The 16,116-nt window shown below is 61.2% G+C and carries 16 protein-coding genes; 9 read left to right on the top strand and 7 right to left on the bottom strand.

Annotation, left to right across the window (positions count from 1 at the left end; all coding sequences use genetic code 11):
• Positions 1-44 precede the first annotated feature (44 nt).
• Together NF78_RS29135 and NF78_RS30915 are read left to right on the top strand one after the other, a co-directional pair.
• The gene (locus tag NF78_RS29135) at positions 45-236 is read left to right on the top strand and encodes a DUF4278 domain-containing protein (protein ID WP_072015995.1); all 192 of its coding nucleotides are present in this window, start codon (positions 45-47) and stop codon (positions 234-236) included.
• Between the two features lie 285 nt (positions 237-521).
• Entirely contained in the window at positions 522-752 is a 231-nt protein-coding gene (locus tag NF78_RS30915) for a hypothetical protein (RefSeq protein WP_156119681.1), read from the top strand.
• A gap of 295 nt (positions 753-1,047) precedes the next feature.
• On the opposite strand, the gene NF78_RS06870 is transcribed toward NF78_RS30915, so the two are convergent.
• Complete coding sequence (locus tag NF78_RS06870; RefSeq protein WP_081972536.1) at positions 1,048-2,652, bottom strand: alanine/glycine:cation symporter family protein; 1,605 nt, start codon at positions 2,650-2,652, stop codon at positions 1,048-1,050.
• 296 nt (positions 2,653-2,948) lie between these two features.
• On the opposite strand from NF78_RS06870, the gene htpG reads away from it, so the two are divergent.
• Positions 2,949-4,922 carry a molecular chaperone HtpG gene (htpG, locus tag NF78_RS06865; protein WP_035985463.1) on the top strand — a complete coding sequence of 658 codons (1,974 nt, stop codon included), beginning with the start codon at positions 2,949-2,951 and terminating at the stop codon, positions 4,920-4,922.
• 183 nt (positions 4,923-5,105) lie between these two features.
• Here htpG and NF78_RS06860 read toward each other — a convergent pair whose 3' ends face one another.
• Positions 5,106-6,341, bottom strand: coding sequence for a cysteine desulfurase-like protein (locus NF78_RS06860; protein WP_035985461.1), 1,236 nt, complete (start codon positions 6,339-6,341; stop codon positions 5,106-5,108).
• A 23-nt stretch (positions 6,342-6,364) separates the two neighbouring features.
• Positions 6,365-7,426, bottom strand: coding sequence for an ABC transporter substrate-binding protein (locus tag NF78_RS06855; protein ID WP_197064780.1), 1,062 nt, complete (start codon positions 7,424-7,426; stop codon positions 6,365-6,367).
• 234 nt (positions 7,427-7,660) lie between these two features.
• Here NF78_RS06855 and NF78_RS06850 point away from each other — a divergent pair, with 234 nt between their 5' ends.
• Entirely contained in the window at positions 7,661-8,422 is a 762-nt protein-coding gene (locus tag NF78_RS06850) for an ABC transporter permease (RefSeq protein ID WP_052049919.1), read from the top strand.
• On the opposite strand, the gene NF78_RS06845 is transcribed toward NF78_RS06850, so the two are convergent.
• Complete coding sequence (locus NF78_RS06845) at positions 8,423-9,241, bottom strand: ABC transporter ATP-binding protein (protein WP_081972535.1); 819 nt, start codon at positions 9,239-9,241, stop codon at positions 8,423-8,425.
• Positions 9,242-9,471: 230 nt separating this feature from the next.
• Here NF78_RS06845 and NF78_RS06840 point away from each other — a divergent pair, with 230 nt between their 5' ends.
• Together NF78_RS06840 and NF78_RS06835 are read left to right on the top strand one after the other, a co-directional pair.
• The gene (locus tag NF78_RS06840) at positions 9,472-9,978 is read left to right on the top strand and encodes a hypothetical protein (RefSeq protein WP_156119680.1); all 507 of its coding nucleotides are present in this window, start codon (positions 9,472-9,474) and stop codon (positions 9,976-9,978) included.
• A 90-nt stretch (positions 9,979-10,068) separates the two neighbouring features.
• A complete protein-coding gene (locus NF78_RS06835) occupies positions 10,069-10,626 on the top strand; it encodes a metal-binding protein (protein ID WP_035985456.1) in 558 nt (185 codons plus the stop codon).
• Between the two features lie 171 nt (positions 10,627-10,797).
• Here the strand turns inward: NF78_RS06835 and nadB are convergent, their stop codons facing one another.
• From nadB to NF78_RS28090, 3 genes are all read right to left on the bottom strand, one after another.
• A complete protein-coding gene (gene nadB, locus NF78_RS06830) occupies positions 10,798-12,468 on the bottom strand; it encodes an L-aspartate oxidase (RefSeq protein WP_035985455.1) in 1,671 nt (556 codons plus the stop codon).
• A 147-nt stretch (positions 12,469-12,615) separates the two neighbouring features.
• Complete coding sequence (gene psbU, locus NF78_RS06825; RefSeq protein ID WP_035985454.1) at positions 12,616-13,047, bottom strand: photosystem II complex extrinsic protein PsbU; 432 nt, start codon at positions 13,045-13,047, stop codon at positions 12,616-12,618.
• Positions 13,048-13,170: 123 nt separating this feature from the next.
• Positions 13,171-13,617: a hypothetical protein gene (locus NF78_RS28090; RefSeq protein ID WP_052049917.1), complete on the bottom strand. Its 447-nt coding sequence runs from the start codon at positions 13,615-13,617 to the stop codon at positions 13,171-13,173.
• 170 nt (positions 13,618-13,787) lie between these two features.
• On the opposite strand from NF78_RS28090, the gene folD reads away from it, so the two are divergent.
• The 3 genes from folD (at position 13,788) to NF78_RS06805 (ending at position 16,111) form a co-directional block, all read left to right on the top strand.
• Positions 13,788-14,648 (top strand): bifunctional methylenetetrahydrofolate dehydrogenase/methenyltetrahydrofolate cyclohydrolase FolD, encoded by an 861-nt coding sequence (folD, locus tag NF78_RS06815; RefSeq protein ID WP_035985453.1) that lies wholly within the window; start codon positions 13,788-13,790, stop codon positions 14,646-14,648.
• Positions 14,649-14,711: 63 nt separating this feature from the next.
• A complete protein-coding gene (gene crtE, locus NF78_RS06810) occupies positions 14,712-15,641 on the top strand; it encodes a geranylgeranyl diphosphate synthase CrtE (RefSeq protein WP_035985452.1) in 930 nt (309 codons plus the stop codon).
• Between the two features lie 14 nt (positions 15,642-15,655).
• Positions 15,656-16,111, top strand: a complete 456-nt coding sequence (locus NF78_RS06805) for a divergent PAP2 family protein (RefSeq protein WP_035985451.1) — start codon at positions 15,656-15,658, stop codon at positions 16,109-16,111.
• Positions 16,112-16,116 lie beyond the last annotated feature (5 nt).

The following is a 16,116-nucleotide window of genomic DNA, read 5'->3' as shown; positions in this document are numbered from 1 at the left end:
TCAGCGTTTGAAATCCAACTAATAATCCATTGAAGGTTTTTCCCATGCAACTACGTTTTCTTGGTGCCGAGTACGCCTGCCAGTGGCCCAGTATTGAAACCCGTGAAGGGGAGGTGGTCGGAAAGTATCGGGGCGTGGCCTGGAGCGCCAGACACCACAGTCCCACGGTAGCGGCGAAGGCCTCGACGCCTGTGACCCTGCATTTTATGGGCCGATCCTACCAGGCTCATGTGTAGTTAGCCGCTGGACTCCTGGAATGTGATTAACCGGCGATCGCCGGTTTTTTTGCGGCTGGAATTGGCGGTTCTAGCTGAACGGGGGCGTCAGCAATTGACCTCTGACAGCCCAGAAACTGCAGCGTGAGTTTCCCCAGCGCTGTTGTTCCGGGGAGGGATGCGCCAGTATCCATCATGTTTTTGCATAGGTGCCATCGAGGGTGTCTTTTGCGCCTAAAACTGGGGCAACTTAGGATTGTGGCAGCTTGAAAAACGCAGCCGTTGTCAGCAATCCGGAGGTTTGGTATGTTTTGGCTTTCAATCTGTCAGAGGTCAGAAGCTTTAGATCCCATTGCACCCGACAGCCGCCCCTGGGCAAACGTGGAGAAATTTTGGCGGTTTTGCAAGCTGTACGGGGACTACCAGGCCACCCCGCCCCGGCTGCGGCGTCGGTTCATTCTCAACCTGGAGAGCACCCTGGAGCAGGCTAGTAGCGGTGGACAGGCCTACCCGACAGTCGATTCCTGGGCTGAATGACCCCAACAGCGTTCAAGCCATCGGGCTAGCACCCTGCGGCATAGGTCAGCCAACTGTTCCTGAAGCCTGAAACCCAGCACCCGAAACCCTTAGCAATGGTGCCCTAATTCTGACAACCCGTACTAGCTAGCCCGATGCCTTGTTCAGGGTATGGCTGATTTAGCCGTGTCTAGGGGCTGTCATCAATTAGCTGCTGAACGCCTATAAACCAAGGGTTACAACCCCTAGCCCGTTTTTGGGTCGGGCGTGGCAAAGCTTGGTAGACAGGGGTTTTGACCAAAATTGATGGCACGCCCTAGGACTCGTCAGACGATCGCACCGCAACTGGGCTGTAGATCTGCATTTCACCGGCACTCAGCCGCTGCCAGTAGTCCTTGAGGTCCGCCGCCACTTCGTTGGAGAGAATGTAGCAGCCGACCAGGTTGGGGAAGGCCATACCCAGCAGCATCAGGTCGCTGAAGTCGATAATCACCCCCAGGCTGGTAAGCGTGCCCAAAAATGTGCAGGTCACGTAGATGAGTTTGAACACAATGGTGGTGCGCTCACCAAACAGGTAAGCCCAGGCCTGAATACCGTAGTAGCTCCAGGAAATGATGGTGGAAAAGGCAAACAGGCACACCGCCAGGCTCAGCACCACCGGGAACCAGCCGATCACCGACTCAAAGGCGCTGGCGGTCATGGCGACGCCGCTCAGCTCAGCGCCGGTGTCCTGGTAGGCGCCGGTGAGCACGATCGCGATCGCCGTCATGTTGCAGATTACGATGGTGTCGATAAACGGCTCTAGCAGGGCGACAATGCCCTCGCGGATGGGTTCGTCGGTGCGGGCTGCGGCGTGGGCAATGGGGGCCGACCCCACCCCGGCCTCATTGGAAAACGAGCTGCGGCGAATGCCCTGCACCATGACGCCGACGATACCGCCGACCGCCGCGGTGGGGGCAAAGGCCTGACTGATAATGGTGCCGATGGCGGCGGGCACCTGGCCAATGTTCACCAGGATGACAAAGATGCAGGCCAGAGCGTAGATGATGGCCATAGCAGGCACCAGTCGCTCGGCCACTGCCCCAATGCGGCGAATGCCGCCGATGATCACAAACCCGGCCAGGGCGGCCAAAACCAGGCCGAACAGCCAGGCGGGCAGCCCCGGCACCAGGCTGGAAATGGCCGCGTAGGCCTGGTTGGACTGGAACATGTTGGCACCGCCCAGGCTGCCGCCCAGGCAGAGGATGCAGAACAGCACCGCCAGGCCCTGGCCCAGGGGTCGCATGCCCTTGGGAGTCAGACCCCGAGTCAGGTAATACATGGGGCCGCCTAACACCGTGCCGTCGTTGTCGATGCGGCGATACTTCACCGCCAGGGAGCACTCGACAAACTTGGTCACCATGCCCAAAAAGCCTGCCAGGGTGAGCCACACCATGGCCCCCGGGCCGCCCAGCTGAATGGCGATCGCCACCCCGGCAATATTGCCCAGCCCCACGGTGCCCGACACCGCCGTGGCCAGCGCCTGGAAGTGCGACACCTCCCCATCGTCGTGGGGGTCGTCGTATTTTCCCTGCACCACTTCAATGGCGTGCTTGAACCCGCGCAGGTTAATAAACCCCATCCGTACTGTGAAGAACAGCGCCGCCACAAATAGCCACAGCACGATGAACGGAAATCCGTTCTCGCCGCCGATGGGAAAAAAGAGCAGCAGAGCCATCACCTCAACGATGGGCTCAAAGATAGCGTCTACCCCGGCGGTCGCCTCCTCCTGCGCAAAGGCCGGGGGCACCAGGGTAACCAGCAGCATAGCCACCAGCCCCAGGCCAACCCAGGAACGGTGGTGCTTTAGGTCTCGCCAGAGGTGAACAGCCCAGGCAAGCTGCGGCGGTTTGGCTGGCGACGGACGCTGAGGATGGCTCATGGACTTGGGAGGGTAGAGGTCTGGTCGTAACAGATATCCAAAGATACTGATCCGCAATTGGGAAGTCAGTATAGGGGCATCGGGCCTACAGGCCGCAGCGTTTGCACAAGATTCTTATCCTTTCCTGTACAGATAGCAACTTTTCGAGGCCCTGACTGTTACTTCAGACACCCTCAGTCGGGCCGCAGTAGGGTCAACCGAACCTCCCAGTCGAGAAATTGCCGCTTGTGAATTTTGCCGCCAGCGTCAAAGATTGCTGATAAGCGAACCACTATTCGAACCACTACCGCACCGCCATGACGACGATTCTGGAACAGGGCAACATCTCGATTCATACCGAGAATATCTTTCCGATTATTAAGAAAGCGCTCTACTCCGAGCACGAGATCTTTTTGCGCGAGTTAGTCTCCAACGCCGTTGATGCCATCAAAAAGCTTTCGATGGTGTCTCGCTCCGGCGAATACTCCGGCGACATCAGCACCCCCGAAATCGAAATCAAGCTCGATAAGGACAAGAAAACCCTCAGCGTGTCAGATACCGGCATCGGCATGACCGCGGAGGAGATCAAGAAATACATCAACCAGGTGGCCTTCTCCAGCGCCGAAGAGTTTATCACCAAGTACAAAGACAGCGCCGCCGAAGACCCAATCATCGGCCATTTTGGCCTCGGCTTCTACTCCTCGTTCATGGTGGCCTCCACCGTGGAAATCGACACCCTCTCCTACCAGTCGGGGGCCGAAGCCGTCCACTGGAGCTGTGACGGCACCACCCAGTTTGAGCTCAGCGCCTCGGAGCGCAGCACCGTGGGCACCACCATCACCCTGCACCTGATGGAGGGCGAAGAGGAATACCTGGAGCCCGCTCGCATTCGGCAGCTGATTAAAACCTACTGCGACTTCATGCCTGTGCCGATTAAGCTAGACGGCGAAGTGGTCAACAAGCACGAAGCCCCCTGGAAGCAGTCCCCCAGCAGCCTCACCGATGAAGACTACCTGGAGTTCTACCGCTACTTGTACCCCTTCCAGGAAGATCCGCTGCTGTGGATTCACCTCAACACCGACTACCCCTTTGTGGTCAACGGCATTCTCTACTTCCCCAAGCTCAAGCCCGACATCGACATCACCAAGAGCAGCATTAAGCTCTACTGCAACCAGGTGTTTGTCACCGACAACTGCGAGGAGGTGGTGCCCCGGTTTTTGCTGCCCCTGCGCGGCGTGATCGACAGCACCGACATTCCGCTGAATGTCAGCCGGAGCTTTTTGCAGGGCGATCGCACCGTGCGCCGCATCGCCGACTACATCGCCAAGAAAGTCGGCGACAGCCTCAAGGCCCTGTACCGCGACGACCCCGCCAAGTACATTGCCAGCTGGCAGGATCTGGGCAACTTCGTCAAGTTCGGCTCGCTAAACGATGACAAGTTCAAAGAGCAGGTCAAAGACATCCTGATCTTCCGCACCACGGCCAAGCTGGGCGAAGCCGAAGCGCCCAAAGTGGAAGTGCAGACCGACGAGGGCGACGCCTGGTCGGAAGTGGCCGATAACAAGCCCGCCACCGACCCCAAGGGCAACTTCTACACCACCCTGAGCGAATACCTGGAGCGCAACAAAGAGCGCCACGAAAACCGCGTCTTCTACGCCACCGACGAAGTCTCCCAGGCCACCTACATCGAGCTGTTCAAGAGCCAGGGCCTGGAGCTGCTGTTCATGGATTCGTTCATCGACACCCACTTCATCCCCACCCTGGAGCGGGAGTACTCGGACGTCAAGTTTGTTCGCGTCGATGCCGACCTGGACGACACCCTGCTCGACAAAGAACAGCAGAGCGAAATCGTTGACCCCGCCACCAACAAAACCCGCGACGACCAGATCAAGGAGATGTTTGAGCAGGCGCTCAACCGCCCCCGCGTGAACGTCAAACCCCAGGCGCTGAAGGGCGAGGGCGCACCCCCGGCGATGGTGCTGCTGCCCGAAGAGGCCCGCCGCATGCAGGAAACCATGGCGATGATCCAGCAGCAGGAGATGCAGTTCCCCGACGACCACGTGCTGATGGTGAATACCGCCCACCCGCTGATCCAAAACCTGCTGGGTCTCAGCCAGAGCACGATTATCGGAGCCGACGGCGGCAGCTCCCCGGCGGGCGATCTGGCGACGATGATCTGCAACCAGGTCTACGACACGGCGCTGATGGCCCAAAAAGGGTTTGATGCCAACGGCATGAAGGCCTATGTGGAGCGATCGAATACGCTGCTGACGAAGCTGACGGAGCGGTAGAAAGCTGCTTGTGTAGCCAGATCCCAGGGTTCTTCAAGAACCCTGGGATCTTTCGATCGGGGTTTGTCTCGGGTTGATTGGGGTGGGGGCGATGGGGGTAACCTCCCTGGTGATGGTGGGGAGGTTGGGTGATGCTTGCGGGTTTGATGGGCACGGGCAGAGCCCTTTGCCCATCCTACGGGGTTACAAAAGCGTTGCCAGGATCTCGATCAGGCGATCGCATTCCTCGATCGTGTTGTAGTGCACCATGCTGACCCGCACCACGCCCTGGTTCGGCCGCAGCCCCAGGTCTTCAATCAGCCGCAGGGCGTAGAAGTGGCCGTAGCGGATGCCAATGTTGTGGGCATCCAGGTGGGGTGGTATCTGGTCGCTGCCCATGCCCTCCACCACAAACGAGATGGTCGATACCCGCTGCGTCGGATCCGCCGTATCGCGGCCGATGATCTTGACCCGGGGCCGACTGTGCAAAAACGACAGCAGCCGCTGGTTCAACTCGCCTTCGTGGGCCTGGATCAACTCAAACGCGCGATCGATCGGGTCTCCGTCCCCGGAATGGCCGTGGTGCTCGGCCAGGGTGGCAAAGTATTCAGGGATGGCGGTGAGGCTATAGCTGAGTTCATAGCTGCTGCCTCCCGGCTGAAACTTGTAGGGAATCGCCGTGTTTTCGATGAAGTAGTGGTTGTAGCCCGGCAGGGCCAGCAGCAGCTCTTTTTTGCCGTAGAGCAGCGCCTGGTGGGGGCCGTAGACCTTGTAAAGGCTAAAAGTGTAGAAATCTACGTCCAGCGCCTGAACATCCACCCGGCGGTGGGGGGCAAAGGCCACCCCATCGACACAGAGCAGCGCCCCGTGGGCGTGGGCTAAGTCGGCGATCGCCCGCACCGGATTGATGCTGCCCAATACGTTAGAGGTGTGGGTCACCGCCGCCAGGCGCGTGCGCGGCGTCAGCAGAGCCTCGAGGTCAGCCAGCTCCAGCTCAAAGGTGGTGGGATTCACTCGCCAGGTTTTGATTACCAGGCCCTCGCGTTCCAGCTCACGCCAGGGGCTGATGTTGGCCTCGTGGTCGGCATTGGTGACGACAATCTCGTCCCCCGGCTGTAGTGTGGGCCGAAAGCACTGGGCCAGCATCCGCAGCAGGGCCGAGGTGCTGGGGCCGAGGATGACCTCGGCAGGGTCGGCGGCGTTGATGAAACGGGCCATCGCCCGACTGCCCGCCGCCACCCGCTCCGTAGCCCGCTGGGACACCCCATAGGAGGCCCCCAGCTGCACGTTCGAACCGTAGAGAAAGTCGGTGATGCGATCGACGACGGGCTTGAGAATCTGTGATCCGCCGGCATTGTCAAAAAAGACCCAATCCCCCGCCAGGGCCGGAAAGTGCCGACGCACAACGTCGAGCTGGAGCGGGGGAGCTTGGGTCAGCATAGGATTTTGCCGTTAGGTGCAGGCTACATCATACGCTCCGACTGGGGCGGCAGGAAGCTGCTGTCAAACACTTCCTGGGGGGTGGGGGTGCTGGCCAGGCCAAAGCCCTCCACCACCTGGTCGATGGTGACCGACAGGCGATCGTAATCCACCGCCCCCAGGCCCATGGTGTCGTTCTCGGGGCTGGTGTAGAGCCGATCCAGGGCGATTTGCAGGCGCTCGGCCTCCACTTCCATATCAAACAGCTCGTCGTCCGCCAGGCGAGCCACCGTCTCCAGGGCGGCCTCTGGGTCCGCCAGGGTGTCCTGGAGTCCTCGCAGGTAGGCGGCCACAAACCCGCGTACCGCCTCCGGGTTAGCCTCTAGAAAGTCTCGGCGCACGATCAGGGCGTTGCCGTAGAGGTCGAGGCCGTGGTCGTTGTAGTAGAACACGTTGAGGGTGTCGGCGCTAAAGCCTAGCTTTTGGGTGAGCACCGGTACGCAGGAGGTGGAGAAGCAGGAGATGCCGTCGGCACTGCCCTGGGCCAGCAGGCTCTCCCGCAGCTGGGGCTCCACGTTGGTCCACTCGACGCTGTCGGGGTCGGCCCCCACCTGGTTGGCCAGCACCGGCCACAGTCGTCGGGGACCGTCCCCTGCCGGGGCCGCCAGGTTGGCCCCCTCCAGCTCAGCGGGGTCGTCGATGCCCGAGTCAACCCGGGTAACAATGGCAAAGGGAGAGCGGTTGAACTTGATTGCCACCGCCACCAGCTGGTCGTCGGGGTTGTTGTCGTTGAACTCCATCATGGCGTACATGTCGCCCTCGGCAATGTCGAACTGCCCGGCGGCTACTTTAGTGATGGAGTCGGCGGAACCAAAGCCGCGTTCAAAGGTGACATCTACACCCTCTTCGGCAAAATAGCCCTGATCCAGAGCGATCGCCAGGGGGGCATCTACCCCCTGGAACAACCAGGACAGGGTGAACCGGATCGGGGTCAGCTCGTCGGTATCGGGGGCAGCCGCTGTCGATTCGGCAGTAGGGGAGTCGGGGGTGGCCACTTGGGTACCCCCGACGCAGGCGACCAGACCCAGGGTAGCTGCCAGCAGCAAAGAACCTAAAAGGGAACGAACGGGCTTCATAGTAAGGACTACTCCGTTGCCAAATTTACCAAAATCACGCAGGTGTTCTAGATATAGTGGCTCTGTTACGGCAAGTTGGTAGTCTGCAATACTTAGCTACAAAGTCAACGCTATAAAGTTGCAAGGTAAGCCATAGATTCTGCGGCAACTTGTTTAGTAGGTTTATTGTCCTGTCGGGAGGGGTCAGGGAATGACCACGGTGCTGTGAAAACGTTCTTAAAAACCAGGCTGGCCGCCTATTTGTTACCGACCGTAGCCGTGGTAATTCTGCTGATCGTTTGGGAGGCGGCGACTCAACTCTTGCAGGTGCCCACCTTTATACTGCCCGCCCCCAGCGACATCTGGGCCGCTGGCCAAAACTTTGGCACCACCGTCTGGCGCAACGGCATCCACACCCTCAACACTACCCTGATGGGGTTTTTTCTGGGTTTGATTAGCGGTGTTTTGCTGGGTTTTTTGATCGGCTACTCCAGGCTGGCCTACGTCATTTTGTATCCGCTGCTGGTAGGGTTCAATACTATTCCCAAGGTGGCGCTGGTGCCGCTGCTGGCGATCTGGTTTGGCATTGGCACCATTCCGGCGGTGATCACCGCCTTTACCCTGGCTTTCTTTCCCATTGCGGTCAATGTGGCAGCGGGGCTGGCGACGGTGGAGCCCGAAATGCAGGATGTGCTGCGATCGCTGGGGGCTTCCCCCTGGGAGGTGTTTCGCAAGGTTGGCTTCCCCCACTCCCTGCCCTACCTGTTCGCCTCCCTCAAGGTAGCTATCTCCCTGGCCTTCATCGGCTCGGTGATCTCTGAAACCGTTGCTTCCAACCGGGGCATCGGCTATGTCATCGTCAGCGCCAGCGCCAGCTTCAACGTGCCCCTGGCATTTTTAGCCATCCTCGCCCTGGCGGTGATGGGCATCGTGCTCTACGGCGTCTTCGCGTTGATCGAACAGCGCACTATCCACTGGGCTAGATAGTTAGCTGCGCTGAATGTGGCGGCGCAGTTCGGTGTACATGTGGTGGAAGTCGTCGGTGAAGCACATATCCAGGGTGCGGGGTCGGGGCAGATCGACCTTGAGGGTGTAGACGATGGTGCTGGGGCGGGGGCCGAGCACGTAGATGGTGTCTGAGAGAAACAGGGCTTCCCGCAGATCGTGGGTGACCATCAGGGCGGTGCAGCCAGTTTGCTGCCACAGGTTTTGGGTCAACCCCCACATTTCTTCCCGGGTGAAGGCGTCGAGGGCGGCGAAGGGTTCGTCGAGCAGTAGAATTTCGGGCTGATGGATCAGGGCGCGGCAGAGGGAGGCCCGCTGGCGCATGCCGCCGGAGAGCTGCCAGGGGTAGTGGTTTTGGAAGTTGCTTAGCCCCACCGTGGTCAGCAGCTGCTCGGCGGACTCAACGTATTTAGCCCGGTTTTGGCGGAAGCGGCGCTTGTGGGGTTGCACCACCTCCAGGGGCAGAAGCACGTTGTTGAGGGTGTTGCGCCAGGGCAGCAGCACCGGGTTTTGAAAGGCAATGCCAATATTCTTCAGGGGCCCTTTGATCGGCTGGCCGTGGAAGTACACGGCCCCTTCCTCCGCCGGGTTAAGCCCCGACACCATCCGCAGCAGGGTGGTTTTGCCGCAGCCGCTGGGCCCCACCAGCGACACAAACTCCCCCTGGGCCACCCGAAAGGAGATGTGATCGATGATTGTCATCGGCGCGCCCTTGCCCCGGTAGGTGAGGCGAATGTCTTGGAAGTCCAGGGCGGGGGTCTCCTGGGCAGTGGCGGCGGCGATCGCGCTGATTTCAACCATAGCGGCGGTTTACATACACTTCCCTAGACGCTAATGGCCCAGCCGCTGCGGCGGTGTAGCTTAAATTACATTTGGCCAGAACTCAATGGTCATAACTGTGGACAATGGCGCAAAATCTTTGCAGTCCGTGGCTTTGGGCAATTGATCCGGATCTCATCCAAATGAGAACCGCTATACCAAGGTTCACGGTTTGTGGCTGAACGGGCGCTTTCCAATCCGGGGGTATTTCTGTGGCGCATCCTGAGATCGTTGAATACGCTGACCGCTTAGTAGTGCAGTCCCGCATGTCCGTGGGCATGCGGGTTCTTTTCGCTGCCCTCGGCTGCTTCCCGCTCCTGGCTCCCTATGAGCTTTTAATTAAGATCGAATGGGAACATTACTTCAATTTCTTTTTCTTGTTTGCGGCGTTTATCTCAGCGGGGGCCACTTTCCTGAGCGCAATACTCTTTTTTGCAGCGGTGGCTGGTTTAAGTGCCGAAATAGTCTTCGATAGACCCGCTGCCACCGTCAGCTTTACCCAGGAAGCGCCCGCCATTAAGCGGACGACCCGGATATACCCTTGCTCAGATATTCAACGTGTTGAGGTTCGAGAACGCACGTGGAGCGATAGCGGGCCGACTTACTACTTAAGTGTCTCCCTGGCAGACGGCAGTGTTATAGAGAGCGGCTCATCGTCGTCCCGGGCTGAAATTGAACGAATCAAGCGTCGCGTTGACCAATTCCTGGCCCCTGCCTAATCGATGAGTGGGGGAGGCAATTGGCCTGGTTGGGAACGTCAGGCATCAGCAACCCTTGCCAGGGGGCAGAAATCCTGGTACACCTGTGCCATGTCCTCAGGCCGCACCCACGATCGCATTACTCTCTGGGCCTTACCGCTGGTGGTTTTGGCCGCCTTTCGCGTCACCCTCAGCGGCTGGCTGACGGCGGTGGTGTGCCTGGGCTTTTTGCTGGGGGGCTGGGTGCTCGGCCCCGATCTGGATATTCACTCGGTGCAGTACAAGCGCTGGGGCTGGCTGCGGTGGATCTGGCTGCCCTACCGGGGCAAAATCCGCCACCGATCGCGCTGGTCCCACGGGCCGATCATCGGTACGGTGGTGCGGGTGCTCTACCTGTCCCTGTGGCTGGGGCTGGGGGGGCTGCTCGCGGTCGATCTGCTCAACGGGGCTCAGCGCACGGCCCTGAGCTGGGGCGACCTGGTGGATGGCCTGGGCTGGGCGCTGGTCACCTACTGGCCCTGGTGGCTGGCGCTGCTGGTGGGGTTGGAGCTGGGTGCCCTCAGCCACTACGTCGCCGACTGGCTCTCCTCAGCGACCAAGCGCAATCGGGGCAAAGCGTCAGGTAAGCCTAAGCTAAAGCGGCGATCGGCCCGGCGGGGTAGGCGGTGAGGGTGATGAGGGTGGGATTGGGTATGAATCAATCATCCAACGCCTCCCGTAGCGGCAAACGGCCGTTTGCCCTTCCCCAAATGTAGAGCCATCGCCAGAACCGTTAGGACATGACCAATGCCTCTGAAGCGATGGCTCTACCTAGCTTTTGGTTGCCATTGATGACACGTCCTAGGGCTGAAGGGTGGGGGATTTGGACCATCGATCGCCTTCGACTAACGTGTGCACCTGCCAGTCGGGACTGGTGTGGGGGTAGTCCTGGCGAAAGTGGCCACCCCGGCTTTCGGTGCGGAAGGTGGCGCTGTTGAGAATCAGCCAGGCGATGTCGTGCAGGTTGGACAGTTCGCCCCAAGCCCGCACCAGCGGCCAGGTCAGTGTTTCGGGGAGGGCATAGCTGGTGCCGGTCGGTAACCTGTGCAGCGCCTGCAGGGGATGCTGCTGCCACTCGCGGCGCCACTGGCCGAGGCTGGCGATCGCGTCCTCCAGCCCGCTCTGGTGGCGGCTGATGGCAGCGGCCTCCCACATTAGCTGGGTCAGGCGCTGGCGCTGCTCCTGCAGGGTGGTCCAGAGGGCATCGGCTGGGGGCAGGCCGTCCAGGGCGATCGCATCGGGACGGGATAGGGCCGCTGGGAGGTGGGCCTCGCTCTGCAGCGGCAGGTGGGCCAGCTCGGCCCCATACACTAGGCACTCCAGCAGGGAATTGCTGGCCAGCCGGTTGGCCCCATGTACTCCTGTACTGGCGTTTTCGCCTACCGCATAGAGGCCTGGAATAGAGGTCTGGCTGTGCAGATCGGTGGTGATGCCCCCCATCCAGTAGTGGGCGGCGGGGGCCACGGGCACCAGCTCCGTCAGCGGGTCGCAGCCCCAGTGCCGACACACCTGCAAAATATTCGGGAAGCGGTACTGGATGCGATCGCGCGGAATGGGGCGCAGGTCGAGCCACACCTGGCGATCGCCGGTCTTTTGCAGGTGGTGAAAAATGGCCCGACTGACCACGTCGCGGGGGGCCAGCTCGCCGTCGGGGTGGTAGTCAAAGGCAAAGCGATCGCCCCGGCGGTCCACCAGGTGCGCCCCCTCGCCCCGCACCGCCTCGCTGATCAAAAAGGGCGGTGCCCCCGGCTGGGCCAGGGAGGTGGGGTGAAACTGCACAAATTCCAGGTCGCGCAGCTGGGCGCCCGCCCGCCAGGCCATCGCCACGCCATCGCCAGTGCTAGCGGCGGGGTTGGTGGTCTGGGCGTAGACCTGGCCGCCGCCGCCCGTCGCCAGCACCGTGGCCTGGGCCGACAACCAGCCCAGCCGCTGTCGGTGCGCCACCAGGACCCCCCGACAGGCCCCATCCGCCAGCCACAGGTCGAGGGCAAAGGCCTGCTCAAAGACGGTGATGTTGGGCTGCTGCAGCACCGCCTCCGCCAGAATAGAGACGATCGCCCGGCCCGTGGTGTCGGCGGCGTGGAGCACGCGGCGACGAGAGTGGGCGGCCTCCAGGGTCATCGCCAGCTGGCCGTCGGTGCGATCGAAGGCTACCCCCAGATCGACCAATCGCTCGATGCAGCGGGCTGCCTGGCTGGCCAGATGCTCCACCGCCTGGAGGTCGCACAGCCCCGCCCCAGCCACCAGGGTATCGGCCACGTGTAGCGACACCGCATCGTCGGCCCCGATGGCGGCGGCAATGCCCCCCTGGGCCCAGTCACTGGCGGAGACAGACAAGGTATCCTTGGTCACCAGCCCAATCCGCCAGCGGGAGGGAATCGACAGCGCTGCGTACAGTCCGGCGGCCCCTCCCCCAATCACCAAAACATCAAACTGGCTGGGCTGGGTGGCGGCTAAATCAGGCTTGGTCAAGGGCGGCTCTCCATGGAGATTCAGCGAAGACAGTCAGCAGATGGCCACAGATCGAATACTTAAAAGCCCTGGCTGTCAGCGTTGACCCTAGTGGGTCAACCCGGCCAGCCAGGGCCAGTGGGCGAGAGCAGAGGTGTAACCCGCCGTTTACTTGTAAACGCCGTTGTTAAAGCGATCGCCGCCTTCTACAAACGCCGAGTCGGGTACGGTAACGGTGAAGTTGTCGAGGTTTGCCCGCAGAATGTCGATTTGCTGATCGCTGAGGCCAGGCAGATCGAGCACGTCTTCAACGCTCTCGTAGGGGGCATTGAGCAGAATCTTACGGGCCAGGTTGGGGTATAGCCCCGGATACTTTCTAAAGCCCTGGACGTTGGCGTTGTTGAGGTCGAGTTTAGCGCCGTACTCTGTCTTTAGCTTGGCATCGACCGCGTTCTGCGGCGGGGCGGCTGCCAGCCAGGTCATCGCCTCAAGGGGGGCGCTATAGAGGTCTGCCCCAGAGATGGGCTGGGCCAGGGCCGGGCTACTCACCCACCCCAAGAGCACTGCCAACGCAACGAGTAGGCCAACCAGTTGTTTCATTTACCCTAATCCTCTCCTACCAGTGTGAATGTCTATACACAGCATTTCTAAGAGACTACCATCTTCCATGCCCCCGCAACGGAGTAAAACACTGGCTTGGGCCTCGATAATTGCTAATCGCTCCTAGTTCTGCTCCAGGCGCTCCAGTTCCTGGGCGTAGTACTCGCCAATGTCCTGCCCCTGGAGCAAAATCTGCTCGTACTGGAGACTGGCCCGAATGGTGAGGGCAGCCCCCAAAGCCGGCGGCTCAAGGGCGCTCAACACCCAGATCGCCCCCGACTCATCCACCAGTTCGTACAGGCTCTGACCCACCAGGGGCAGCTGCCGCTCGACCGTACCGGTTAGATACAGGCTGGCGCGATCGCCCTGACCGGCATCAGCAATGGGGGTCACCGGGTCCATCCAGGCCAGACCAGGCCAGCGGCTGAGGCGATCGCGCAGGCTATAGCCCACCGCGGCATCGAGGCTGGCGCCGCAGCTGGTCATTGCCGCCAGGGCCAGGGCCAGCCCTCCCCAGGCCAGGCCACAGCGGGTAAAACGACGTTTGTTGGGAGTGGTAGGGCGAGTCATAGGAGAGAGAGGGGTGAACCCTTAGGGGCGATCGCTGCCCTTAAAGGCGCAACAGAGGGGCAAAATCTGAGACACTGGAAAGCGTCGGCAGCTCCGGCTGGGCCAATCCTGTGCCAGGCACCGATACCCGCTTTCACACTTTCCGAGATCCAGGTTAGCGCACCCCAGCCATGACCCTACTGCTCGACGGCAAAGCCCTCGCGAACCAAATTCAGTCCCAGCTGGCCCAGGAGGTTCAGGCCCTCACCGCCCAGGGCTTTCGTCCCCCAGGGCTGGCCGTGGTCATGGTGGGCGACAACCCCGCCAGCGCCGCCTACGTGCGCAACAAGGAGCGGGCCTGTAGCCGGGTGGGCATGGTGTCCTACGGCAAACACCTGCCCGCCACCGCCACCCAGGCCGAGGTGACGGCGCTGATTCAGCAGCTCAACGCCGACCCTAACGTGGACGGCATTCTGGTGCAGCTGCCCCTCCCCGAGCACCTGGACGCGGTGGCCCTGCTCAACGCCATCGACCCCGACAAAGATGCCGACGGGCTGCACCCAATCAACTTGGGGCGGCTGGTGCGCGGCGAACCGGGCCTGCGCAGCTGCACCCCCTACGGCGTCATGCGGCTGCTGGAATCCGCCAACATTAACCTGGTGGGGGCCAACGCCCTGGTGGTGGGCCGCAGCATTTTGGTGGGCAAGCCCATGGCTCTGATGCTGATCGAGGCCAATGCCACCGTCACGGTGGCCCATTCTCGCACGGCGGATTTGCCCGCGCTGATGCGGCAAGCTGATATTCTAGTGGCGGCGGTGGGACGCCCCGGTATGATTACGGCGGCGGACGTAAAACCCGACAGCGTGGTGATCGACGTAGGCATTAACCGGGTCGAGCAGCCCGATGGGTCGGCCCGACTGGTGGGCGATGTCGATTTCGCCTCGGTGCAGCCGGTGGCTGGAGCCATTACCCCAGTGCCCGGCGGCGTTGGCCCCATGACGGTGGCCATGCTGCTCGAGAACACTGTCACCAGCTACCGCAGCCGTCTCTAGCCCAGCGAATTAACCTCGTTTAACCCCCTCACCCTACTATCCCTTTCCCTGTCTGTTGCTGCTATGGTGCCCACCAACTCCCTCGATTCCAGACCCTCGCCCGCTGGCCAGTTTGACCTGGAGGCCTACCTGGCAGAGCAGCGTCAGCGGGTAGAGGCCGCCCTCGACCAGGCGCTGACCCTGCGCTACCCCGAAACCCTCTACGAGGCCATGCGCTACTCGCTGCTGGCCGGGGGCAAGCGCCTGCGCCCGATTCTGTGCCTGGCCAGTTGTGAGCTGGCGGGCGGTACGGCTGAGCTGGCCATGCCCACCGCCTGCGCTCTGGAAATGATCCACACCATGTCGCTGATCCACGACGATCTGCCGGCCATGGACAACGACGACTATCGCCGGGGTCGCCTCACCAACCACAAGGTCTACGGCGAAGATGTGGCGATTTTGGCGGGGGATGCTCTGCTCACCTACGCCTTTGAATATGTGGCGACCCAAACCCGGGGAGCAGCGCCCGAGCAGGTGCTGAGGGTGATTGCCGGATTGGGGCGAGCGGTTGGTGGCGAAGGGCTAGTAGGCGGTCAGATCGTCGATCTGACCAGCGAGGGCAATCCGAATGTGACCCTCGAAACCCTGACCTATATCCACAACCACAAGACAGCGGCACTGCTCGAAATTTCGGTCACCGCTGGGGCCATTCTGGCTGGGGCCAGCGACGAGGCGGTCGAAAGCCTGCGCCAGTACGCCCAGCGAATTGGTCTGGCCTTTCAAATTGTCGATGATATTCTCGACATTACCTCGACCTCCGAAACCCTGGGCAAGTCGGCGGGCAAAGACATTACCGCCCAAAAGGTGACCTATCCCAGCCTCTGGGGTCTGGAGGAATCCCGTCGCCAGGCCGACCAGCTGATTGAGGCGGCGAAGGACAGTCTGGCCGGATTTGGCGACCTGCGCCTGCCGCTGCTGGCGATCGCAGATTACATTGTTGCGCGCACCTACTAGGGCGGCCTGAGGCGATGGATAGTATTAGCGATATCTTAGACAACCACGTGCTGATCGTAGCCCTGATCGCCTGCTTCACGGCCCAGGTGCTAAAGGCGTTTATTGAGCTGGTGCGCCACCGCAAGCTCAACCTGCGGGTGATGGTAGGGACCGGCGGCATGCCCAGCGCCCACTCGGCCCTGGTGACGGCCCTGACCTGCGGTGTGGGGCAGACCCTGGGGTGGGCCAGCCCACTGTTTGCCGCCACCTCGGTCTTTTCAATCATCGTTATGTACGACGCGGCTGGGGTGCGCCAGGCGGCGGGAAAGCAGGCCAAGGTGCTCAACCAGATTATTGACGAGCTGTTTCAGGAAAAGCCCGAGCTGCGCGAAGACCGCCTCAAGGAACTGCTGGGCCACACTCCCTTTCAGGTAATTGCCGGGTCCATTTTGGGCGTCATGATCTCCTACCTGGCGGCTCCGGCCTACTAAAGCAT

Origin of the sequence: Leptolyngbya sp. KIOST-1, assembly GCF_000763385.1 — a bacterium.
In the GTDB taxonomy this organism is placed as follows: Bacteria; Cyanobacteriota; Cyanobacteriia; order Phormidesmidales; family Phormidesmidaceae; genus Nodosilinea.
This window is presented reverse-complemented; position numbering and strand designations above follow the sequence as displayed.

Bases quoted from the DNA above. Each gene is read 5' to 3' on its own strand.
- NF78_RS29135 (WP_072015995.1), top strand. From the start codon at position 45: ATGCAACTACGTTTTCTTGGTGCCGAGTACGCCTGCCAGTGGCCCAGT.
- NF78_RS30915 (WP_156119681.1), top strand. From the start codon at position 522: ATGTTTTGGCTTTCAATCTGTCAGAGGTCAGAAGCTTTAGATCCCATT.
- NF78_RS06870 (WP_081972536.1), bottom strand. From the start codon at position 2,652: ATGAGCCATCCTCAGCGTCCGTCGCCAGCCAAACCGCCGCAGCTTGCC.
- htpG (WP_035985463.1), top strand. From the start codon at position 2,949: ATGACGACGATTCTGGAACAGGGCAACATCTCGATTCATACCGAGAAT.
- NF78_RS06860 (WP_035985461.1), bottom strand. From the start codon at position 6,341: ATGCTGACCCAAGCTCCCCCGCTCCAGCTCGACGTTGTGCGTCGGCAC.
- NF78_RS06845 (WP_081972535.1), bottom strand. From the start codon at position 9,241: ATGGTTGAAATCAGCGCGATCGCCGCCGCCACTGCCCAGGAGACCCCC.
- NF78_RS06835 (WP_035985456.1), top strand. From the start codon at position 10,069: ATGTCCTCAGGCCGCACCCACGATCGCATTACTCTCTGGGCCTTACCG.
- psbU (WP_035985454.1), bottom strand. From the start codon at position 13,047: ATGAAACAACTGGTTGGCCTACTCGTTGCGTTGGCAGTGCTCTTGGGG.
- NF78_RS28090 (WP_052049917.1), bottom strand. From the start codon at position 13,617: ATGACTCGCCCTACCACTCCCAACAAACGTCGTTTTACCCGCTGTGGC.
- folD (WP_035985453.1), top strand. From the start codon at position 13,788: ATGACCCTACTGCTCGACGGCAAAGCCCTCGCGAACCAAATTCAGTCC.
- crtE (WP_035985452.1), top strand. From the start codon at position 14,712: ATGGTGCCCACCAACTCCCTCGATTCCAGACCCTCGCCCGCTGGCCAG.
- NF78_RS06805 (WP_035985451.1), top strand. From the start codon at position 15,656: ATGGATAGTATTAGCGATATCTTAGACAACCACGTGCTGATCGTAGCC.